The 20,075-nt window shown below is 73.8% G+C and carries 18 protein-coding genes and 1 riboswitch; of the genes, 8 read left to right on the top strand and 10 right to left on the bottom strand.

From position 1 onward, the window contains the following. Positions 1-134: 134 nt before the first annotated feature. Together cbiE and cobM are read left to right on the top strand one after the other, a co-directional pair. Positions 135-1,574, top strand: a complete 1,440-nt coding sequence (cbiE, locus tag ACH4EB_RS08365; protein ID WP_398346599.1) for a precorrin-6y C5,15-methyltransferase (decarboxylating) subunit CbiE — start codon at positions 135-137, stop codon at positions 1,572-1,574. Beyond that, a complete protein-coding gene (gene cobM / locus ACH4EB_RS08360; protein ID WP_398346598.1) occupies positions 1,571-2,362 on the top strand; it encodes a precorrin-4 C(11)-methyltransferase in 792 nt (263 codons plus the stop codon). The genes cbiE and cobM overlap by 4 nt, the downstream gene beginning before the upstream one ends. A 182-nt stretch (positions 2,363-2,544) precedes the next feature. Here the strand turns inward: cobM and ACH4EB_RS08355 are convergent, their stop codons facing one another. After that, positions 2,545-3,765, bottom strand: coding sequence for a cobalt-precorrin-5B (C(1))-methyltransferase (locus ACH4EB_RS08355; protein ID WP_398346597.1), 1,221 nt, complete (start codon positions 3,763-3,765; stop codon positions 2,545-2,547). Positions 3,766-3,782: 17 nt separating this feature from the next. On the opposite strand from ACH4EB_RS08355, the gene ACH4EB_RS08350 reads away from it, so the two are divergent. Beyond that, positions 3,783-4,556 carry a cobalt-precorrin-6A reductase gene (locus ACH4EB_RS08350; RefSeq protein WP_398346596.1) on the top strand — a complete coding sequence of 258 codons (774 nt, stop codon included), beginning with the start codon at positions 3,783-3,785 and terminating at the stop codon, positions 4,554-4,556. Between the two features lie 292 nt (positions 4,557-4,848). Here the strand turns inward: ACH4EB_RS08350 and ACH4EB_RS08345 are convergent, their stop codons facing one another. Then, a complete protein-coding gene (locus tag ACH4EB_RS08345; protein ID WP_398346595.1) occupies positions 4,849-5,076 on the bottom strand; it encodes a hypothetical protein in 228 nt (75 codons plus the stop codon). Between the two features lie 131 nt (positions 5,077-5,207). Between ACH4EB_RS08345 and ACH4EB_RS08340 the strand changes: the two genes are divergently transcribed. Both ACH4EB_RS08340 and ACH4EB_RS08335 read left to right on the top strand, forming a co-directional pair. Continuing rightward, positions 5,208-6,029, top strand: a complete 822-nt coding sequence (locus ACH4EB_RS08340; RefSeq protein WP_398346594.1) for a helix-turn-helix domain-containing protein — start codon at positions 5,208-5,210, stop codon at positions 6,027-6,029. Beyond that, entirely contained in the window at positions 6,026-6,235 is a 210-nt protein-coding gene (locus tag ACH4EB_RS08335) for a DUF397 domain-containing protein (protein WP_398346593.1), read from the top strand. The genes ACH4EB_RS08340 and ACH4EB_RS08335 overlap by 4 nt, the downstream gene beginning before the upstream one ends. Positions 6,236-6,260: 25 nt before the next feature. Here ACH4EB_RS08335 and ACH4EB_RS08330 read toward each other — a convergent pair whose 3' ends face one another. From ACH4EB_RS08330 to ACH4EB_RS08320, 3 genes are read right to left on the bottom strand one after another with little or no spacing between them, the layout of a single operon-like run. Next, entirely contained in the window at positions 6,261-7,802 is a 1,542-nt protein-coding gene (locus ACH4EB_RS08330; protein ID WP_398346592.1) for a precorrin-2 C(20)-methyltransferase, read from the bottom strand. Next, positions 7,799-8,431, bottom strand: coding sequence for a precorrin-8X methylmutase (locus tag ACH4EB_RS08325; protein WP_398346591.1), 633 nt, complete (start codon positions 8,429-8,431; stop codon positions 7,799-7,801). The genes ACH4EB_RS08330 and ACH4EB_RS08325 overlap by 4 nt, the downstream gene beginning before the upstream one ends. Then, a complete protein-coding gene (locus tag ACH4EB_RS08320) occupies positions 8,428-9,924 on the bottom strand; it encodes a cobalamin biosynthesis protein CobG (RefSeq protein WP_398347051.1) in 1,497 nt (498 codons plus the stop codon). The genes ACH4EB_RS08325 and ACH4EB_RS08320 overlap by 4 nt, the downstream gene beginning before the upstream one ends. A gap of 104 nt (positions 9,925-10,028) precedes the next feature. Then, a riboswitch (cobalamin riboswitch) is annotated at positions 10,029-10,101 on the top strand. Between the two features lie 56 nt (positions 10,102-10,157). Here ACH4EB_RS08320 and cobN point away from each other — a divergent pair. Beyond that, positions 10,158-13,829: a cobaltochelatase subunit CobN gene (gene cobN / locus ACH4EB_RS08315; protein WP_398346590.1), complete on the top strand. Its 3,672-nt coding sequence runs from the start codon at positions 10,158-10,160 to the stop codon at positions 13,827-13,829. A gap of 86 nt (positions 13,830-13,915) precedes the next feature. On the opposite strand, the gene ACH4EB_RS08310 is transcribed toward cobN, so the two are convergent. The 4 genes from ACH4EB_RS08310 to ACH4EB_RS08295 form a co-directional block, all read right to left on the bottom strand. After that, the gene (locus ACH4EB_RS08310; protein ID WP_398346589.1) at positions 13,916-15,250 is read right to left on the bottom strand and encodes an LCP family protein; all 1,335 of its coding nucleotides are present in this window, start codon (positions 15,248-15,250) and stop codon (positions 13,916-13,918) included. Positions 15,251-15,512: 262 nt separating this feature from the next. Then, positions 15,513-15,767: a hypothetical protein gene (locus ACH4EB_RS08305; protein ID WP_398346588.1), complete on the bottom strand. Its 255-nt coding sequence runs from the start codon at positions 15,765-15,767 to the stop codon at positions 15,513-15,515. A gap of 281 nt (positions 15,768-16,048) precedes the next feature. Beyond that, the gene (locus tag ACH4EB_RS08300; protein ID WP_398346587.1) at positions 16,049-17,014 is read right to left on the bottom strand and encodes a M56 family metallopeptidase; all 966 of its coding nucleotides are present in this window, start codon (positions 17,012-17,014) and stop codon (positions 16,049-16,051) included. A 7-nt stretch (positions 17,015-17,021) separates the two neighbouring features. Next, positions 17,022-17,456: a BlaI/MecI/CopY family transcriptional regulator gene (locus tag ACH4EB_RS08295; protein WP_398347050.1), complete on the bottom strand. Its 435-nt coding sequence runs from the start codon at positions 17,454-17,456 to the stop codon at positions 17,022-17,024. A gap of 170 nt (positions 17,457-17,626) precedes the next feature. Between ACH4EB_RS08295 and ACH4EB_RS08290 the strand changes: the two genes are divergently transcribed. Further along, complete coding sequence (locus ACH4EB_RS08290; RefSeq protein ID WP_398346586.1) at positions 17,627-18,202, top strand: TerD family protein; 576 nt, start codon at positions 17,627-17,629, stop codon at positions 18,200-18,202. Between the two features lie 188 nt (positions 18,203-18,390). On the opposite strand, the gene ACH4EB_RS08285 is transcribed toward ACH4EB_RS08290, so the two are convergent. Further along, complete coding sequence (locus ACH4EB_RS08285) at positions 18,391-18,846, bottom strand: tellurite resistance TerB family protein (RefSeq protein ID WP_398346585.1); 456 nt, start codon at positions 18,844-18,846, stop codon at positions 18,391-18,393. A gap of 184 nt (positions 18,847-19,030) precedes the next feature. Between ACH4EB_RS08285 and ACH4EB_RS08280 the strand changes: the two genes are divergently transcribed. After that, positions 19,031-20,020, top strand: coding sequence for a PrsW family intramembrane metalloprotease (locus tag ACH4EB_RS08280; protein WP_398346584.1), 990 nt, complete (start codon positions 19,031-19,033; stop codon positions 20,018-20,020). Positions 20,021-20,075: the final 55 nt, after the last annotated feature.

The following is a 20,075-nucleotide window of genomic DNA, read 5'->3' as shown; positions in this document are numbered from 1 at the left end:
AGGCGGCGGAGGGCCGCCTCTTACTCTGGAAACGCGCCGACCGGGTGTCTGCACCCGGTTGACTTTCCGCGTCCACCGGCCCCGCCGTACCACCCCCGTACGGCGACCGAACCGAAGCCATGAGGTAACCGGCAGTGAGCCCCGCCCCGCCCGCAGCGCCCCCGCCGCGTACCCCCGCCCGCGTCACCGTCGTCGGCATCGGCGCCGACGGCTGGGACGGGCTGCCGGCCGCCTCCCAGGAGGCGTTGCGCCGCGCCGGGACGCTCGTGGGCGGCGCGCGGCAGCTCGCCCTGCTGCCCGCCGGGTGCGCCGGTGAGCGGGTCCCGTGGCCGTCGCCGCTGCGGCCCGCCGTACCGGGGCTGCTCGCCGCGCACGCCGGGCGCGAGGTGTGCGTCCTGGCCAGCGGCGACCCGATGTTCCACGGCATCGGGCGGACGCTGGCCGAGGTGCTCGCCGAGGCGGGCGCCGCGCCGCCGCGCGTGCTGCCGCACCCGTCCTCCGTGTCGTATGCGTGCGCCCGGCTCGGCTGGCCCGTCGAGGACACCGAGGTGATCACCCTCGTCGGACGGCCCCTCGCGGGCCTGGCGGGCGCGCTGCACGACGGCCGCCGCCTCCTCGTCCTCTCCGCGGGCGCCGAAACCCCCGCCCAGGTCGCCGGACTGCTGCGCGAGCGCGGATTCGGGCCGACCCGGATACGCGTACTGGAGCAGCTCGGCGGGCCGCGCGAGCGACAGTCCGAGAGCACGGCCGCCGGCTGGCCGCCCTCGCCCGCCACCGATGGCGCCGACCCGCTCCACGCCATCGACCCGCTCAACGTCATCGCCCTGGACTGCGTCCGCGCCCCGGACACCCTCCGGCTCTCCGCCGCCCCCGGCCTGCCGGACGACGCGTACGAGCACGACGGCCAGCTCACCAAACGCCACGTACGCGCCGCCACGCTCGCCGCGCTGGCCCCCGCGCCCGGCGAACTGCTGTGGGACGTCGGCGGCGGCTCCGGCTCCATCGGCATCGAGTGGATGCGGACGCACCGCGCCTGCCGCGCCGTCGCCGTCGAGCGGGACGCCGTACGGGCCGGGCGCATCACCCGCAACGCGGACGCGCTCGGCGTACCGGCACTGCGCGTCGTCACCGGCCGCGCGCCCGAGGCGCTCGCCGGACTCCCGGCGCCCGACGCCGTGTTCATCGGCGGCGGCCTGACCGCGCCCGGCCTCCTGGAGGCGTGCTGGGCGGCGCTGCCGCCGGGCGGCCGGCTGGTCGCCAACACCGTCACCTTGGAGTCCGAGGCGCTGCTCGCCGACTGGTACCGGCGGTACGGCGGCGACCTCGTACGGCTCGCCGTCGCGCACGCCGTACCGGTGGGCGGCTTCACCGGCTGGCGGCAGGCCATGCCGGTCACGCAGTGGTCGGTGACGAAGGGCCTGGCGGCGGAGGGCCCGGCGGTGTCGACGGAAGCCGCGTCGACGGAAGCCGCGTCGGCGGAAGCGGCGTCGGCGGAAGCCGCGTCGGCGTCGCCGGGACCGGCCGCCACCCCCCACACCCCTGCTGCCCCCACTGCCCCTGGAGACGCACAGTGACCGTCCACTTCATCGGCGCCGGGCCCGGCGCCGCCGACCTGATCACGCTGCGCGGCGCCCGTCTGCTGGCCCGCTGCGAGGTCTGCCTGTACGCGGGCAGCCTGGTGCCGCGCGAACTGCTCGACGACTGCCCGCCCGGCGCCCGCCTGGTCGACACCGCCGACCTCGACCTCGACCAGATCACCGCCGAGCTGATCCGTGCCCACGAGGCCGGCCAGGACGTCGCCCGGCTGCACTCCGGCGACCCGTCCGTCTTCAGCGCCGTGGCCGAGCAGATGCGCCGTCTGGACGCGGCGGGCGTGCCGTACGAGGTCGTCCCCGGCGTCCCGGCGTTCGCCGCCGCGGCGGCCGCCCTCAAGCGCGAGCTGACCGTCCCCACCGTCGGTCAGACCGTCATCCTCACCCGCGTCGCCCAGCAGGCCACCCCCATGCCCGAGGGGGAGGACCTGGCGACCCTGGGCCGCGGCCGCGCCCTCCTGGTCCTGCACCTCGCGGCCCGCTACGTGGACCGGGTCGTCGGCGAACTCCTGCCGCACTACGGCGCCGACTGCCCCGCCGCGGTCGTCGCGATGGCCTCCCGCGCCGACGAACTCGTGCTGCGCGGCACGCTCGCCGACATCGCGGACCAGGTGAAGGCGGCGGGCGTGGTCCGTACGGCGGTCATCATGGTGGGCCGCACGCTGGGCGCCTCGCAGTTCCGCGACAGCCACCTGTACTCGACGGAGCGGGAGCGGGGCTGCTCGGACGGTGGCCCCGCGGACGGCGGCGCCGCCCGGGAGCAGGGCTGAACAACCGGTCGATGGCCCGTGGGCGGAGCGGCAAGGGCAGCCGGATGAGCGAGAGCGCGCGCGGCCCGTCGAGGCCCTGATCGTCGTCGATGTCCAGTCGGCTCTCTTCGCAGGCGACGACGCGGAGGGCGTCCCGGCCCGCTCAGCCTCACGGCCCGCCGCTCAGCCCCGCGGTCCGCCGCTCAGCCCCGCGGTCCGCGTGGCTCCGCCCGTCCCACCACGTTCCCCGCCCGGTCGATGCAGATCACGTCGACCGCGACGGGCGCGCCGCGCAGGACCGCCAGGGCCTCGTCGCGGGCCGTCGCGGCGACCAGGTCACCGAGCGGCACGCCGCGCGCCGCGCACAACTGGAGGGCGGCCAGCCCCGTATTGGCCTCCGCCACCTCGGCCGCCAGCGCCTCGTCCGCGCCGCCCTGCCGGGCCAGCTCCGCCAGGAACCCCTTGTCCACCTGCGAACGCGCCGAGTGCAGGTCCAGGTGGCCCGCCGCCAGCTTGGACAGCTTCGCGAAGCCGCCACAGACCGTCAGCCGGGGTACGGGATGCCGCCGTACGTACTTCAGCACCGCGCCCGCGAAGTCGCCCATGTCCAGCAGCGCGTCCTCCGGGAGGTCGTGCTCGGCGACCACGACCTTCTCCGAGGTCGAGCCGGTGCACCCGGCCACATGCGTACGCCCCGCCGCACGCGCCACATCCACACCACGCCGAATCGAGTCGATCCACGCCGAACACGAGTACGGCACCACGATCCCGGTCGTCCCCAGGACCGACAGCCCGCCGAGAATCCCCAGCCGCGGATTCCACGTACTGCGCGCGATCTCCTCCCCGTGATCGACCGACAGCTCGATCTCGACGTCCCCGCTGCCCCCGTGCCGCGCCGCGACCTCGGCGACGTGCTCCCGCATCATCTGCCGGGGCACCGGGTTGACGGCCGGCTCCCCGACGTCCAGCGGCAGCCCCGGCCGGGTGACCGTACCGACGCCGGGCCCGGCCTTGAAGACCACCCCGCTACCGGCCGGAAGCCGCCGCACGGTGGCCCGGACCAGCGCCCCGTGCGTGACGTCCGGATCGTCTCCCGCATCCTTGACGACGGCCGCCATGGCCGCCGAACGGTCCCCGGGCAGCTCCTCGGCGGCCAGCGCGAAAGCAGGCGTCTGCCCCTTCGGCAGCGTGATGGTCACCGGGTCCGGGAAATCCCCGGTCAGCAGCGCCGTGTACGCGGCCGTGGTCGCCGCGGTGGCACAGGCACCGGTCGTCCACCCGTGCCGCAGCCCGGTATGCGCGAGCTGCGCGGCACGCCCGCCGGCACCACTTCCGGCGCCGCTTCCGGCATCACTTCCCGTACCGGCCGTACGCCCGTCGGCGCCGCCTCCCGTACCGTTCCTCTCCGGAACCGCCTCAGCCATGGAGAAGACCGCCCGCCATGACCGACCCCGACGGCCCCGTCCGCCGCCCGCACGTCCTGATCCTCGGCGGTACGACCGAGGCCCGCCGGCTGGCCGCCGGCCTCGCGGACCGGCTGCCCGGCCTGCGTGTCACCACATCCCTGGCCGGCCGTGTGGCCGCGCCCCGGCTCCCGGCCGGCGAGGTCCGCATCGGCGGGTTCGGAGGCCCGGACGGCCTCGCACACTGGCTGCGCGAGCACGCGGTGGACGCGCTCATCGACGCCACCCATCCCTTCGCCGGCACGATCAGTTTCAACGCGGCACAGGCGGCCGCCACGGCCCATGTTCCCCTGCTCGCCCTCCGCAGGCCCGGCTGGGTCCCGGAGCCGGGCGACACCTGGCACCCGGTCGCCTCCCTGTCCGAAGCCGCTGCCGCTCTCCCCACCCTCGGCCACCGTGTCTTCCTCACCACCGGCCGCATGGGCCTCGCCGCCTTCGCCCACCTCACCGACCTCTGGTTCCTCGTCCGCTCCGTGGACGCCCCCGACCCCCCCTTCCCGCCCCGGATGGAGGCCCTCCTCGACCGGGGCCCCTTCACCCTCGAAGGCGAACGCGCCCTGCTCCGGGACCACCGCATCGACGTCCTGGTGACAAAGGACAGCGGCGCGGCAGCGACGGCCCCCAAACTGACGGCAGCGCGGGAGGCAGGGGTGCCGGTGGTGGTCGTACGGCGCCCGGAAACCCCACAGGACGTGCCGACCGCCGAGTCCCCGGCGGAGGCGATGGCGTGGGTGTGCGACCGCTTCGCGTGATCACGCCACGAGCCCCGGGCCTCGCCCGACGCCTCCGCTGACCGCCCTCGCGGTTCATATCGGCCCGATGAGACGAGGTTCGCGCAGGCCGGTTACGTGCGTGATCAACTCCGGGACGCGGATTGCCGCCTCCGGTTCCGCGGTGGCCCTGCCGGGCCCGCGAGAAGCGCGCTTCACCGGGGCCATGACGTGCTCCACCGGTTGGCCTCCCTGACGCGTTCCGTCAGTGCTTTGCGGCGTTCGGCGTCGTCCGGGGGTGGAGCGGGCTTCGGGGGCCGGGGGCGCTCGTCGGTCACGTTGCACACGTCCGGAGTACGGCGGCGAGGTGGCGGGCCACTTCGGGGGTGCAGCGGCCGAGGGTGACGAGCGGCCGGGCGATGTCGCCGCTCAGGGACGCGGCGTCCAGGCTGAGGGTGGGGAGTTTGACGCCGACGGCGGTGAGCGCGGTACGGAGTTCGTCGCGCGCTTCCTCGGCGTTTTTGATCGTATGTGTGGTTCGGGTGTGATCGGACGTAGCCATGTGCTTTTGCCTTTGAGTGGTCGCCGAAATACGCAAACACCTTGCGTGCAGCCATCGTTACGCTCTGAGAAGGGCGGCGGTAGCGGGACATCGTTGCCGCCTGGGCACGACAACGAGGGAGTTGGGCCGAGGTGGACGCGCGTGATCTGGAAGAGGAGGAGTCGGCACGCGAAGTGCTCGCCCGTGAACTGCGCCGCCTGCGGGAGGTGTCCGGGAGGTCGCTGAGCGAGCTGGCCGATGAGGCCAAGTACGACCGTACGTACTTGAACCGGCTGGAGAACGGCGAGCGCCTGTCGAGGCGGGACGTCATGGTGGCGTTGGACCGCATTTATGGCACGGGGAAACTCCTGGTCGGGCTCTGGACGCTGGCGCGCCGCAGTGCCTTCCTCGACCGGTTCCGACGGTTCATGGAGTACGAGGAGAAGGCCACCGTCATGCACAAGTACATGATGGCCATCCCCGGGCTGCTCCAGACCGAGGATTACGCTCGCGCGGTGCTGTCGTCGTCACCGACGCCGATCAGCCCGGCCCTGGTGGAAGACCGTGTCGTTGCCCGGATGGGCAGGCAAGAACTGCTGAAAAGGACCCCGCCGCCGAGCGTACGCGTCATTCTCGACGAGGCTGCGCTCCGACGGTCCATGGGAAGTCCCGAAGTCTGGCATGGGCAGCTCAGTCATATCCTGATCGCGGCGGAAGCGCCGAATATCGCTGTTCAGGTGCTGCCATTCAGCGCAGGTGGTCATGACCTGATGGGAGGCTCGCTGACGCTGCTGTGGATGGGCGATGGGAGCGCTGTCGCCTACCTCGAGGGCAACAGGTCGGGCGATTTGATCGATGACGCGGACGAGGTGGCCCAACTCAGGCTGTCCTACGATCGATTGCGGGACATGTCCCTCTCGCTGACCGATTCGGTCGCGTTCATCCAACAGGTGATGGAGGCCAGTACCCCATGAACACCAGTCGTGACATGCACGGTGTCCTGTGGCGGAAGAGCAGTTACAGCAATGGCGGCGACCACACCTGCGTCGAGGTCGCCGACGGCTTCCCCGGCGTCCTCCCCGTACGGGACAGCAAGGATCCGGGCGGCCCGGTGCTCATATTCACCCACGCCGCCTGGGCCGCCTTCATAACCGGGATGAAGGGTCAGGTTCGCACCTGACCCTTCATCCCGGGCTACGTCTCGCTCACCTCTCCGGATACCTCCGCGGCGTCCACACCGTCTCCCGGTCGTCGCCGTCGCGGCGTAGCGACTGTGTCTGGGAGGAGCCGATGAGGAGGATGGTGCGCATGTCGACTTCCTCGGGGTCCAGGGAGGACAGGTCCACCACGCGCACGGATTCGGTCGGGCCGCCCACGTCGCGGGCCAGGACCACCGGGGTGTCCGGGGTGCGGTGTTCCAGGAGGAGTTCGCGGGCCTTGGCCACCTGCCAGGTGCGGGTGCGGGAGCCGGGGTTGTAGAGGGCCATCGCCAGGTCGGCGGAGGCGGCGGCGTGGAGGCGTTCGGCGATGACCTCCCAGGGCTTGAGGCGGTCGGAGAGGGAGATGACCGCGTAGTCGTGGCCGAGGGGGGCGCCCGCGCGGGCGGCGGCCGCGTTGGCGGCGGTGACGCCGGGGAGGACGCGTACGGGAAGGGAGCGGTAGGGCTCCTGGGCGGCCACTTCGAGGACGGCGGTGGCCATGGCGAAGATGCCGGGGTCACCGCCGGAGACGACCGCGACCCGGCGGCCGCGGCGGGCCAGGTCGAGGGCGAGTTCGGCGCGTTCGGACTCGACCTTGTTGTCGGAGGCGTGGCGCGCCTGGCCGGGGCGTACGGGGACGCGGTCGAGGTACGTGGTGTAGCCGACGAGGTCGGTGGCGCAGGCGAGGGCGCCGCGCGACTCGGGGGTGAGCCAGCGGGGGCCTGCCGGGCCGGTGCCGACGACCACGACCTCACCGTACTCCGGCGCGGGGGGCGGGGTGGCGATGCGGCTGGGGACGACGGCCACCGAGAAGTAGGGGACGGAGGACGGGTCGACGGCGGCGAGCCGGTCGGTCCGTTCGCCGGGCATGGTGGCGCGTTCGACGTAGTCGGCTTCCGGGAGGCGGCCGGAGTCGGTCAGGGCCTGGTGCACGGAGGGGAAGGTGCGGCCGAGTTTCATGACGACCGCGGCGTCGGTGGCGGCGAGGCGTGCGGTCAGTTCCTCGGTGGGGAGGGTGCCGGGGAGGATGGTGAGGACCTCGTCGGCTTCGCACAGGGGCTTGCCGAGGCGGGCGGCGGCCGCGCTGACGGAGGTGACGCCGGGGATGACCTCCGTTTCGTAGCGGTCGGCCAGGCGCTGGTGCATGTGCTGGTACGAGCCGTAGAAGAGGGGGTCGCCCTCGGCGAGGACGGCGACGGTCCGGCCCGCGTCGAGGTGGGCGGCGAGGCGGGCGGCGGCCTCGGTGTAGAAGTCGTCGAGGGCGCCCCGGTAGCCGCCGGGGTGGTCCGTGGTCTCCGTGGTGACCGGGTAGACCAGGGGTTCTTCGATGTGGTCCGGGCGGATGTGCCGCTCGGCGATGGAGCGGGCGATCGAGCGGCCGTGGCGGGCGCTGTGGTACGCGATCACGTCGGCGGAGGAGATGACGTCGACGGCGCGCAGGGTCATCAGGGACGGGTCGCCGGGGCCCAGGCCGACCCCGTACAGACGGCCCGGGGCGGGGGAGGGGGGCTGCTCGGCCGTGCGGCCGGCGGTGTGCTGCTCGGTCACTCTTCCACGCTCGCTATCGCGTTGATCGCTGCCGCGGCCATGGCGCTGCCGCCGCGCCGCCCGCGTACCACCAGGTGTTCCAGGTCCGAGGGGTGCTGGGCCAGCGCGTCCTTGGACTCGGCCGCGCCGATGAAGCCGACCGGGATGCCGATGACGGCGGCCGGGCGGGGCGCGCCCTCCTCGATCATCTCCAGGAGGCGGAAGAGCGCGGTGGGGGCGTTGCCGACGGCGACCACCGCGCCGTCCAGGCGGTCGCGCCACAGTTCGAGGGCGGCGGCGCTGCGGGTGGTGCCCATGCGCGCGGCCAGGTCCGGTACGGCCGGGTCGGCGAGGGTGCAGATCACCTCGTTGCCGGCGGGCAGCCGCTTGCGGGTGACGCCGCTGGCGACCATGTTCGCGTCGCAGAGGATCGGCGCGCCCGCGCGCAGCGCCTCGCTCGCCCGGGCGACGACCTCGGGGGAGTACGCCAGGTCGCGTACGAGGTCGGTCATGCCGCAGGCGTGGATCATGCGGACCGCGACCCTGCTGACGTCGTCGGGCAGGTGCGCGAGGTCCGCCTCGGCGCGGATGGTGGCGAAGGACTGGCGGTAGATCTCCGCGCCGTCCCTCTCGTAGTCGAACTCGCTCACTGTGCTTCGTTGCCCTCGGTCATGTCGTGGTGGTGGCCGGCGGTGGCGTCGTGCGGGTGGCCGGCATGGCGTTGTCGGGTGGCCGCGCGGGCCGACGCGACGGCGTCGGCGAGGCGGCCGGGGTCGGTCAGGGGCACGGTGGCCGTGGTGTGCGCCCCGTCCCGTGCGGTGGCCCGGGTGCCCCGGACGGACACCTCGTAGGCGTCGCCGGTGGCCACCACGTCGACCCAGGTGCCGTGCGGGTGGCCGCAGCGGCGGGCGCAGCCCGACCAGTGGACGGGCAGCAGGCCGGGGCCGTCCGCGCGCAGGGTGGACACCGCGTCCGCCCGTACGTCGGACAGGGACTTGGCGCAGCCGGGGCGGCCGGTGCAGGCGCCGAGCCCGTACCAGGGGGAGGCCGGGTCGGTGACCAGACCGGCCGTGGCCAGTTCACGGAGCCGGGGTCCGGCCGCCTCGGGAGGCAGGCCGGTCAGGATCACGCCGCGCCAGGGTGTCATACGCAGTTCGCCGGGCTCTTCGCCGGACTCCGTGCGGGTGTCCGCGCCCGGGGCGGCGATGGCGGCCAGCCGCCGGAGGTGGGCGGTGCTGAGACGGCCGAGGGGGGCGAGGAGGGAGAGGGCGGTGGTGCCGTCGGGGGCGGTGAGGGCGCCGGGGCGGGGTGGGTGCGGCGCGGTGGGCGCCGGTGCCGGGACGGTCGCGTACGGGTGCGGGAGCCGCGCACGCAGCCGGGCGCGTACGGCCGTGGCGTCGTACCCGGGCGGGAGGTCCCGGACGCGCCAGGAGCCGTTGCCGGCCTCGTGGGCGACGGCGAGGAACGTCTCGGCGGCGGCCAGGGCCGCGCGCGGCGCGTCGTGGCCGGGCAGGCGCAGGGCTTCGGAGTCGTCGCCGACGCGCAGCAGCGCCGTGCCGCCGGCTTCTGCGATCAACGTCACATCGCCGCCGAGCGCGGCCATGTCGCCGCGGCCGTCGTCCAGGGCGAAGAGGAAGCGGCCGGAGAGGGCGGGGGCCGTGTCGCTCGCGCACAGGAGGCGGTCGAGTTCGCGGGCCCATCGCTGGACGGAGGCGGGTTCCCGCGCGTCCGTGCCGCGGGTCGTCCCGGCTGGTGGGGTGCCGTGCGCGCCCAGTCCGTCGAGTCCGGCGAGCGGTGAGGCGACGATGTTGCGCACGCGCTCGTGGCGGTCGGAGGGGAGGAGGCCGGCGGTGCGCAGCAGGTCCGCGAGGGGCGCGGCGCTGTCGTCGCCCAGGCCGCGCAGCTCCGCGTTGCCGCGGGAGGTGAGGGAGAGGTGGCCGTCGCCCAGGCGGTCCGCGGCGTCGGCCAGCGCCAGCGCCTGACGAGCCGTCAGCAGACCTGCGGGCAGCCGCAGTCGGGCCAGGAAGCCGTCGGCGGCGGAGTGCAGTCGCAGGGCTCCGGGGCAGGCGTCACCGCGGTCCCGTACGAGGGTTTCGTCCCGGTGTGGGGGTATCGCGGGGGTGGGCGGCATGGCGGCGAGCATACCGACGATGGCCTGGACGGTCTCCGCCCGCCGTCCGGCCACAGCCCTTACTATGCAGGTCGGTGGGTCACCTGGCCCGCCGGACGCCAGCGACGGCGCCAAGGGAGGAAGCCCGGTGCGAACCCGGCGCGGTCCCGCCACTGTGAGCCCGGCCACCACCGGGTGAGCCAGGAACTCCCGCCGTCCGTGAACACCGCCCGGGGCGCGGACCCCGAGGAAGGCCAGACGCCGCAATGATCCTGCTGCTGTCGACGTCCGACACCGACCTGCTCAGCGCCCGTGCGGCCGCCGGTCCCGTGCCGTACCGGCTCGCCAACCCCGCCCGGCTCGACCTCGCGGAGCTGCCCGCGCTCCTGGACGGCGCCGACCTGGTCGTCGTCCGCCTCCTCGGCGGCCTGCGCGCCTGGCAGGAGGGCCTGGACCAGCTCCTCGCCGCCGACCAGACCCGCCCCGTCGTGGTGCTCACCGGCGAACAGGCCCCGGACGCGCAGCTCATGGAGGCGTCCACCGTTCCCATCGGCATCGCGGCCGAGGCGCACGCCTACCTCGCGCACGGCGGCCCCGCCAACCTGGAGCAGCTCGCCCGGTTCCTGTCCGACACCGTGCTGCTGACCGGCCACGGCTTCGAGCCGCCGGCCGCCGCGCCCTCCTGGGGCCACCTGGAGCGCTCGAAGCACCTGGCGGCCGAGGCGCGTACCGGCGCGGAGGTCGTGGCCCGTACGGACGACACCGGTGCCGCGACCGGCCCACTGGTCGCCGTGCTCTACTACCGCGCCCACCACATGAGCGGCAACACCGGCTTCGTGGAGTCGCTGTGCGAGCGCATCGAGGAGGCCGGCGGCCGCCCGCTGCCGCTGTTCGTGGCCTCGCTGCGGGCGCCCGAGCCGGAGCTGATCGAGGAGCTGCGCGCCGCCGACGCCATCGTGACGACCGTGCTGGCGGCGGGCGGCACCAAGCCCGCCGAGGCGTCGGCCGGCGGTGACGACGAGTCCTGGGACGCGGGCGCGCTGGCCGCGCTGGACGTACCGATCCTCCAGGCCCTGTGCCTGACCGGGCCGCGCAGCGCCTGGGAGGAGAACGACGAGGGCCTGTCCCCGCTGGACGCCGCCAGCCAGATCGCGGTGCCCGAGTTCGACGGCCGGCTGATCACCGTCCCGTTCTCCTTCAAGGAGACCGACGAGGACGGCCTGCCGGTGTACGTCGCCGACCCCGAGCGCGCCGCCCGGGTCGCCGGCATCGCCGTCCGCCACGCCCGGCTGCGCCACATCGCGCCCGCCGACAAGCGCCTGGCGCTGGTGCTGTCCGCGTACCCGACCAAGCACTCCCGCATCGGCAACGCGGTCGGCCTGGACACCCCGGCGAGCGCGGTGGCGCTGCTGCGCCGCCTCCGGGACGAGGGCTACGACTACGGCGACGAGCCCGTACCCGGCCTGGAGTCCGGCGACGGCGACGAGCTGATCTACGCGCTGATCGAGGCCGGCGGCCACGACCAGGAGTGGCTCACCGAGGAGCAGCTCGCCCGCAACCCCGTCCGCATCCCGGCGGCCGACTACAAGCGCTGGTACGGCACGCTCCCGAAGGAACTGCGCGAGCAGGTCGAGGAGCACTGGGGCCCGCCGCCCGGCGAGATGTTCGTCGACCGCAGCCGCAACCCCGACGGCGACATCGTGCTGGCCGCCCTGCGCCGCGGCAACCTGCTCATCCTCATCCAGCCGCCGCGCGGCTTCGGCGAGAACCCGATCGCGATCTACCACGACCCCGATCTGCCGCCCTCGCACCACTACCTGGCCGCCTACCGCTGGATCGCCGCCTCCCGGGAGGACGGCGGCTTCGGCGCCGATGCCATGGTCCACCTCGGCAAGCACGGCAACCTGGAGTGGCTGCCCGGCAAGAACGCCGGCCTGTCCGCCGCCTGCGGACCGGACGCCGCCCTCGGCGACCTGCCGCTGATCTACCCGTTCCTGGTCAACGACCCGGGCGAGGGCACCCAGGCCAAGCGCCGGGTGCACGCCACGCTCGTCGACCACCTCGTACCGCCGATGGCCCGCGCCGAGTCGTACGGCGACATCGCGCGCCTGGAGCAGTTGCTCGACGAGTACGCGGCGATCTCCGCCATGGACCCGGCCAAGCTGCCCGCCATCCGCGCCCAGATCTGGACGCTGATCCAGGCCGCCAAGCTCCACCACGACCTCGGCCTGGAGGAGCGCCCGGACGACGAGGGCTTCGACGACTTCCTGCTGCACGTCGACGGCTGGCTGTGCGAGGTCAAGGACGCGCAGATCCGCGACGGCCTGCACGTCCTCGGCGGTGCGCCCGAGGGCGCGGCGCGCGTCAACCTCGTCCTGGCGATCCTGCGCGCCCGGCAGATCTGGGGCGGCACGTCCTCGCTGCCGGGCCTGCGCGAGGCGCTGGGCCTGGACGAGTCGGCCGCGACCCGGACCACCGCCGACGAGGTCGAGGAGCGCGCCCGCGGCCTGGTGCAGGCCATGGACGACGCGGACTGGGACCTCGCGGCCGTCGAGCGGGTCACCGCGGAGCTGCCGGAGGACCAGCGCGAGCCGGTGGCGGCGATCCTCGCCTTCGCCGCCCGCGAGGTCGTCCCGCGCCTCGCCGCCACCACCGACGAGATCGACCACGCCGTGCACGCGCTGGCCGGCGGCTTCGTCCCGGCGGGCCCGTCCGGATCGCCGCTGCGCGGTCTGGTCAACGTCCTGCCGACCGGCCGTAACTTCTACTCCGTCGACCCCAAGGCGGTGCCCAGCAAGCTGGCCTGGGAGACCGGCCAGGCGCTCGCCGACTCCCTCCTGGAGCGCTACCGCACCGACAACGGCGACTGGCCGACCTCGGTGGGCCTGTCGCTGTGGGGTACGAGCGCCATGCGCACCTCGGGCGACGACGTCGCCGAGGCCCTCGCGCTGCTCGGCATCCGGCCCGTCTGGGACGACGCCTCGCGCCGCGTGACCGGCCTGGAGCCGATCCCCGCCGACGAACTGGGGCGCCCCCGCGTCGATGTGACGCTGCGTATCTCCGGCTTCTTCCGCGACGCGTTCCCGCACGTCATCGGCCTGCTGGACGACGCGGTACGGCTCGCCGCCTCGCTGGACGAGCCCGCCGACGTCAACTACGTGCGCGCGCACGCGCAGGCCGACCTGGCCGCGCACGGCGACGAGCGCCGCGCCACCACCCGCATCTTCGGCTCCCGCCCCGGCACGTACGGCGCGGGCCTGCTCCAGCTCATCGACTCCCGCGACTGGCGCACCGACGCCGACCTCGCCGAGGTCTACACGGTGTGGGGCGGCTACGCCTACGGGCGCGGCCTGGAGGGCCGCCCGGCGCGCGAGGAGATGGAGACCGCGTACAAGCGGATCGCGGTGGCGGCGAAGAACACCGACACCCGCGAGCACGACATCGCCGACTCGGACGACTACTTCCAGTACCACGGCGGCATGGTCGCGACCGTGCGCGCGCTCAAGGGCACCGCGCCCGAGGCGTACATCGGCGACTCGACCCGGCCCGAGACGGTGCGCACCCGCACGCTGGTCGAGGAGACCTCCCGGGTCTTCCGCGCCCGCGTGGTCAACCCGCGCTGGATCGAGGCGATGCGCCGCCACGGCTACAAGGGCGCCTTCGAACTCGCCGCGACGGTCGACTACCTGTTCGGGTACGACGCCACCACCGGCGTCGTCGCCGACTGGATGTACGACAAGCTGGCGCAGACGTACGTCCTCGACCCGGAGAACCGCGCCTTCCTCCAGGAGGCCAACCCCTGGGCCCTGCACGGCATCGCGGAACGCCTCCTGGAGGCGGAGTCGCGCGGCATGTGGGCCGAGCCCGACAAGGAGACCCTGACGGCGCTCCGGGAGGCGTTCCTGGAGACCGAGGGGGACCTGGAGGAGAAGAGCTGACGCCCTGACCCCGGTACGACGGCGGAGCGCCGGACCGGCTGACCACTCAGCCGGTCCGGCGCTCCGCCGTTTCGTGCGGCCGGGCCTCAGCCCGTCGTGCTGAAACCCTCGCCGACGGTCAGCGTCACCACGCCCGCCCCGGCGGCCGCCCCGTCCGTCGCCTTCTCCGTCTTCACGCCCGACAGCCGGGCGCCCAGCACCTTCGCCTGGTCCTCCAGCGACGCCGGATAGCTGATGACCGTCTCGTTGGCGCCCGGGGCCGCGTTGCCGGTGGACACCACCGTGAAGCCCAGCTTGCGCAGCTCCGCCGCCGCGCCGGCCGCGTAACCCGGCGTGCCCGTGCCGTTGAGCACCCGTACCTTCACCGAGCGGGCCGTGACGAGCTTCTTGGCCTCGGCGGCCAGCTTGTCCTTGCTGACCTCCCGGTCGTGCGCGAGGTCGCTGAAGAGGCCGCCGGCCTGCGGGTACTGCCACACCACATTGGCCTTGTCGGTGGGCACGTCCGCCTCGCGCGAGTAGTTCGGCACGGTCAGGAACGTCAGGCGGTCGCTGGGGATGTCCTTGACGGTGGAGGCCAGTTCGGACAGCGGCTTGACGCCCGCCAGCTCGTCGTCGGTGGTGAGCGACTTGGTGGCCGAGTCGAGGAAGTCGTACAGCGCGCCGGGGCTGGTCAGCTTGGACTGCGCCTTCGCGCCGAGCGCCTTCATGAACTCCTGCTGGCGGCCGATGCGCCCGAGGTCGGAGCCGTCGCCGACGCTGTAGCGGGTACGGACGTAGCCGAGCGCCTTCTCGTCCTGGACGTTCTGGCAGCCCGCCTCCATGTCGAGGTGCGCCTTCTTGTCGTGGATCGCGGTCTTCGGGCAGACCTCTATGCCGCCCAGGGCGTTGACCATGCCCTTGAAGCCCTGGAAGTCGACCGAGACGAAGTGGTCGATGCGCAGCCCGGTGTTCTTCTCGACGGTCTTGATCGTGCAGGCCGCCGCGTTGGCGACGTCTCCGCCCTCGCCGCCGATGGTGAACGCTTCGTTGATCTTGAAGTGATGGGGCTTCGACTTCCGGCCGTTGCCGCTGTCGCAGGACGGGATGGACACCCAGGAGTCCCGCGGGAAGGAGACGGCGGTGGCCCACTCGCGGTTGGCGGCGATGTGCAGCACCATCAGCGTGTCCGACTGCATCGTCTCCAGGTTCTTGCCGTACTTGGCATTGGCGCCCGCGCGGCTGTCCGACCCGACGACGAGGATGTTCTTGGAGCCGGGGCTGAGGTTGGCGGGACGGTCGCCGCCGAGGCGGCTGCCGACGTCCGCGCCGTGGATGTTGCCGTCCAGCTTGAAGTAGACCCAGCCGCCGACCCCGGCCGTGATCAGCAGCAGGATGCCGATGACGCCGCCGGTCCAGGCGAGGATGCGCCCGCGCCGGGTCATCCGGGCCTTGCCGGGCCTGCGCCCGCGCCCGGAACCGGACCCGGCGGCGCGGCGCCCGCGGCCGGAGCCCGAACGGCCGGCTGCCCGGCGGGCGGAGCGGCCGCCGGAGCCCGCGGCACCGCCGGGGCCGGAGCCTGCCGAGCTTCGGGAGCCCCCGGTGGGGCCGGTGCGGCCGGAGGTGACGGAAGTTCCGGTCTGGCCGGAGGGTGCGCCCCGCCGGGGCCGGTGCCTGTCTTGCACGCCTAATGGTCCTTCTGGTGCGTCAGATGCCCGCGCTCGGCAGAACGAGAATCCGGTCGGGGTCGTACGGAAACCACTGCGGGCAACTGCCGCCGCTGCCGCGCATCGTACGCAACCGGCACCACAGTTCGCCTGCCCCGTCCCGCCACCAGGCGCTGATACGGCCCAATTCCCACTCGCCGCCCGGGTGTTGCAGCTCCACCGGCTGGTAGACCCATCGCACCTCCGCCTCCGGAGGAGGGCCACCGTCCGGCGGGGGCCCGGACCTCGTCGTCATCTCCCCCTCCCGCCACGCCCGTTGCGAACGTTTTGGCGCACTCTACAGCCCGGATCTACAGGTCTGTAGAAGAGAACGGGTGTGGGGCAGATCACACGGGGCGGGGTGAGGGGTGTGTAGGGAGAGGCTGACGGGGCCGGTGCGGGCAAGGTCGGCGGCACGTTCGGGCGACTGATATGGCCGGACGGCCGGCGCGTCCGGGTGGCCGGTGCGTCCGGGCGATCGGTGTGTCCGGGGGATCGGTGCGCCCGGATGGCCGGGCCGCCCGGCAGGCCGGCGTCTCAGAGCGGGGTGGCCGCCTTGAGGACGAGGAAGAGGGCCACCGCCGCGTTCAGGGCGGAGAGGGCCGAGGCGGCGGTGCCCGCGGCCGCGACCAGGACGGCCAGGCCCGCCGGGGTGAGGGCCGGCGGCCAGCCGCGGGCCGGGGGCACCGGGCCCAGGAGCGCCGCCACCCGGCGCGGCACGGGGCCCGGCTCCGGAGCGGCGAAGCCCGCCAGCAGCGGGCCGGGCGTGGGCCGGGAGACCAGCGCGGCCTTGCCGACGGCCCGCGCGGTCAGCCGCCGGTCGCCGACGGTCCGCGCCGCGTCCTCGTCGGCCCAGCGCTCGGCGCTGAAGGCGACCGCCGTACGCAGCGGCAGCAGCAGCGGGTTCGCGCAGCCTGCCAGCCGTACGGCGAGCTGGAAGCGGTGGTGGCGTTCCGCGAGGTGGGCCCGCTCGTGGGCGAGCAAAGCGCGGCGCTCGTCGCTGTCCAGGCTGCGCAGCATGCCGCGGGAGACCGCGATCCGGCCGGGCCGCGCGGGCCTGCCGGGGCGGGCGGGCAGGCCGGGTACGGCGTAGGCGTACGGGGCGTCGTCGGGCAGTACCGCCAGTTCCGTGGCGGACGGCAGGCCGTCCAGCGCGCGGTGCGTACGGGAGCGGACGCGGTAGTGGCGGCGCAGTTCGGCGCCGCAGGCCGTCAGGACGGCGGCGAGCGCGGCGATGGCCGTCGCACCGGCCACCTCGGCGATCGGTACGGCGGCCCGCACCTCCGGGTCCGACCAGGCGTCGGGCAGCGGGTTGCCGGGGAGCTGGGCGGTGCCCACCACCATCAGCAGTCCCAGGCACAGCGTGCTGCACACCCCGAGGACCGCGGCGAGGGCGGTCAGCAGGCGGGTGGTGCTGCGCGGATGCAGGTGCTGGCCGGCGAGGCGGGCGATCGGCAGCGCGGTCAGCGGCAGGACGAGCGGGAGGAAGACGAAGACGCCCATGGGTCAGTCAGTCCCCGGAACTCTCGGCCGCTCCGGGGCCCTCGCCGGTGGCGCGCTCCAGCAGGGCGCGCAGCAGCCGCTCGTCCTGGGCGGACAGGGCCGAGACGAAGCTGGCCAGGACGGCGTCCCGGTCGGACTCGCTGTCCAGGACGCGGCGCATCCGCAGCGCGGCGAGCCCGGCTTCGTCGGCGGCCGGGGTCCACGCGTAGGACCGGCCGACGCGTTCGCGGGTGACAGCCTTCTTGGCGTGCAGGCGGGAGAGGATCGTCATCACCGTCGTGTACGCGAGGTCGTCGCCGAGGTGGTCCTGTACCCAGGCGGCGGTCGCGGGTCCGGGCGCCCGGTGCAGCGCGGCCAGTACCTGCGCCTCCAGTTCGCCCTGGCCCCGGCGGCGCGCCCGGTCGCGCCCGCCCGGATGGCCGTCGAAGGGGTCCCCGTTCATTGCCGTCGCCTCCCGTTCGTGCCGCGCGCCCCGCGCGGCGGGGGCGTCGCCGCATCCTACTGAGCGGTCCGGGAACGCGTCCCGGTCCTCGTTCGTCATCTTCTACAGCACTGTAGATTTTGTGGCCCGCCCCACAGGGGAGGCCACACCCCGACCCGGGAGGAACATCCATGGGAGTCTCGCTGGCCAAGGGCGGCAACGTCTCGCTGTCGAAGGAGGCGCCCGGCCTGACCGCCGTGACGGTGGGCCTCGGCTGGGACGTCCGTACGACCACCGGCGCCGACTACGACCTGGACGCGAGCGCCCTGCTGTGCAACGAGTCGGGCAAGGTCGTCTCGGACCGGCACTTCGTCTTCTACAACAACCTCACCAGCCCGGACGGCTCGGTGCAGCACACCGGCGACAACCTGACCGGTGAGGGCGAGGGCGACGACGAGTCGGTCAACGTGAACCTGGCCGGTGTGCCCGCCGAGGTCTCCAAGATCGTTTTCCCGGTGTCCATCCACGACGCGCAGTCCCGCGGCCAGAGCTTCGGCCAGGTCCGCAACGCCTTCATCCGCGTCGTCAACCAGGCGGACGGCGTCGAGCTGGCCCGCTACGACCTGACCGAGGACGCCTCCACCGAGACCGCCATGGTCTTCGGCGAGCTGTACCGGCACGGCGCGGAGTGGAAGTTCCGCGCGGTCGGCCAGGGCTACGCGTCCGGGCTGGCCGGCATCGCGGCGGACTTCGGCGTCAACGTCTGATCCGTACCCCTGTTCGGGGCCCCTCCCCGCCGTACGGACCGGCGGCCGGTGGCCTGGTCCGTACGGCGGGTGAGGGGTGCGGCGGCGGGCCCGCGGCGTGTGTGCCGCGGGCCCGCCGCCGTGTGCCGCGTGTGCTGCGTGTGCCGCGTGTGCCGCGTGCGCGGCGTGCCGCGTGTGCGGCGGCCGGCTCAGAGGTCGAACTCGGCCGGCGGGATGTCCAGCGCGTAGCAGACCTCGCGCACCACGGCCTGCTCGGTCTTGTCGAAGTCGCCGTCGGCGCCGCCGATGACGATGCCGATCTGAATCACGGCGCGCGCCTCGACCGGCTTCTTCTTCACCTTGCCGATCTCCTGCATGAGGCCGACCTTGCCGAAGTCGAAGTCGGCGGTCAGCTTGTCCAGGTAGTCGTCGAAGCGGCGGCGCAGGTCGTCGGCGGAGAAGTTCTGCAGCACCTCGTTGGTGGCGATGAGCTGCGCCACCCGCTGCCGCTCGGAGGGGTCGATGTGCCCGTCGGCGGCGGCGACGAGCGCGCACATCGCCATGCTCGCGTCCCGGAAGGCGCCGCTCTTCAGTTCGTTCTTCTTCGCGACGAGCTGGGTCTGCATCGTCTGGGCGGAATCCTTGATCCGGTCCCACAGAGCCATGTGGATCTCCTTGTCGTTCCCGCGTGGTGCCGCGCATCGCTGCTGGTCGAGTCATGCGCAAGCAAAATCTACAACCTTGTAGAAGTTGATGGGGCGGGGTGGGGTGCCGGGTCGGGTGTTCACGCTGCGGTGCCCGGCGAAGAGTTCGTAATGTGGGGCAAAACAGGCATGACGAAGGGGTTCCATGGATTCCGTGTCTTCGCCCGCCGAGCCCGCCGAGCCGGCCGGGCCCGGCGACCACCGGACAGAGCCGGCCGGCCCGCCCTCCCGCCCCGGCCTGTGGAAACGGTGCCTGTGGGGCGGCCTGGCGCTCTGGGTGCTCACCGCCGTCATCACGTACGCCACCCGCAACACCACCCTGCTGCCGACCCTCATCCTCCTCGGCAGCTTCCTCGTCCCGGTCGTCTTCGCCCTGTGGGCGTACGAGAAGTACGGCCGCGCCGTGGGCCTCCAGGCCCTGCTGAGCTGCTTCGTCGTCGGCGGCATCCTGGGCGTGCTGGGCGCCTCGGTGATGGAGTACTACCTTCTGCACCCCTCCCTGTGGATGTTCCTCGGCGTCGGGCTGATCGAGGAAGCGGTCAAGCTGTGCGCGCTGATGTTCGTGGTCCGCCGGTGGCGGGGCCTGCGGGGCCTGCGGACGGGCATGGTGCTGGGCGCGGCGGTCGGCTTCGGGTTCGCCGCGTTCGAGAGTTCCGGATACGCCTTCAACGCCGCCGTCACCATGGACGGCCTCAACCTGCGGGCCCTGCTGGAGACGGAGATCCTGCGCGGCCTGCTGGCGCCCTTCGGGCACGGGCTGTGGACGGCGATCGCGGGCGGCGTCCTGCTGCGGTTCCGCGAGCCGGACGGCCGGTTCCGCTTTCCCGGTCCGGTGATCGGCGCGTACCTCGGCGTCTCGCTGCTGCACGCCCTGTGGGACTCCATGCACGGCATCGCGCTCTGGCTGGTCGCCCGGCTGACCACGAGCGGTCTGGACCGGGTGCTCTTCGACCAGGGCTACCTGCCCGCGCCGACCGGCGCGCAGCAGCATCTGTTCACCCTGTTCTCCGTCGGCGGGCTGGTGCTGGTCTCCCTGATCGCCGTGGCCTGGCTGGACGCGCTGGCACGCGGCGAGCGCAGGCGGTACGGGCCGGGCGGCCGGGGGCCCGGGCGAGGCGGGTCCGAGCGGGCGTAGGGCCGGGGCGGGCCGGAGGGGCCATGGGCTTGGGGCAGAGCGGGTCTCTGAGCGG

It is taken from the genome of Streptomyces sp. NPDC018045 (assembly GCF_044327445.1).
GTDB lineage: Bacteria > Actinomycetota > Actinomycetes > Streptomycetales > Streptomycetaceae > Streptomyces.
The sequence above is the reverse complement of the archived record's forward strand: the minus strand, read 5'-3'. Positions and strand labels throughout refer to the sequence as shown.

What these genes read in the sequence shown, in the direction of transcription:
- ACH4EB_RS08310 (WP_398346589.1), bottom strand. Translation starts at nt 15,250, where the DNA reads ATGACCCGGCGCGGGCGCATCCTCGCCTGGACCGGCGGCGTCATCGGC.
- ACH4EB_RS08280 (WP_398346584.1), top strand. Translation starts at nt 19,031, where the DNA reads ATGGATTCCGTGTCTTCGCCCGCCGAGCCCGCCGAGCCGGCCGGGCCC.
- ACH4EB_RS08305 (WP_398346588.1), bottom strand. Translation starts at nt 15,767, where the DNA reads ATGACGACGAGGTCCGGGCCCCCGCCGGACGGTGGCCCTCCTCCGGAG.
- ACH4EB_RS08285 (WP_398346585.1), bottom strand. Translation starts at nt 18,846, where the DNA reads ATGGCTCTGTGGGACCGGATCAAGGATTCCGCCCAGACGATGCAGACC.
- ACH4EB_RS08335 (WP_398346593.1), top strand. Translation starts at nt 6,026, where the DNA reads ATGAACACCAGTCGTGACATGCACGGTGTCCTGTGGCGGAAGAGCAGT.
- cobN (WP_398346590.1), top strand. Translation starts at nt 10,158, where the DNA reads ATGATCCTGCTGCTGTCGACGTCCGACACCGACCTGCTCAGCGCCCGT.
- ACH4EB_RS08290 (WP_398346586.1), top strand. Translation starts at nt 17,627, where the DNA reads ATGGGAGTCTCGCTGGCCAAGGGCGGCAACGTCTCGCTGTCGAAGGAG.
- ACH4EB_RS08300 (WP_398346587.1), bottom strand. Translation starts at nt 17,014, where the DNA reads ATGGGCGTCTTCGTCTTCCTCCCGCTCGTCCTGCCGCTGACCGCGCTG.
- ACH4EB_RS08350 (WP_398346596.1), top strand. Translation starts at nt 3,783, where the DNA reads ATGACCGACCCCGACGGCCCCGTCCGCCGCCCGCACGTCCTGATCCTC.
- ACH4EB_RS08295 (WP_398347050.1), bottom strand. Translation starts at nt 17,456, where the DNA reads ATGAACGGGGACCCCTTCGACGGCCATCCGGGCGGGCGCGACCGGGCG.
- ACH4EB_RS08320 (WP_398347051.1), bottom strand. Translation starts at nt 9,924, where the DNA reads ATGCTCGCCGCCATGCCGCCCACCCCCGCGATACCCCCACACCGGGAC.
- ACH4EB_RS08345 (WP_398346595.1), bottom strand. Translation starts at nt 5,076, where the DNA reads ATGGCTACGTCCGATCACACCCGAACCACACATACGATCAAAAACGCC.
- ACH4EB_RS08355 (WP_398346597.1), bottom strand. Translation starts at nt 3,765, where the DNA reads ATGGCTGAGGCGGTTCCGGAGAGGAACGGTACGGGAGGCGGCGCCGAC.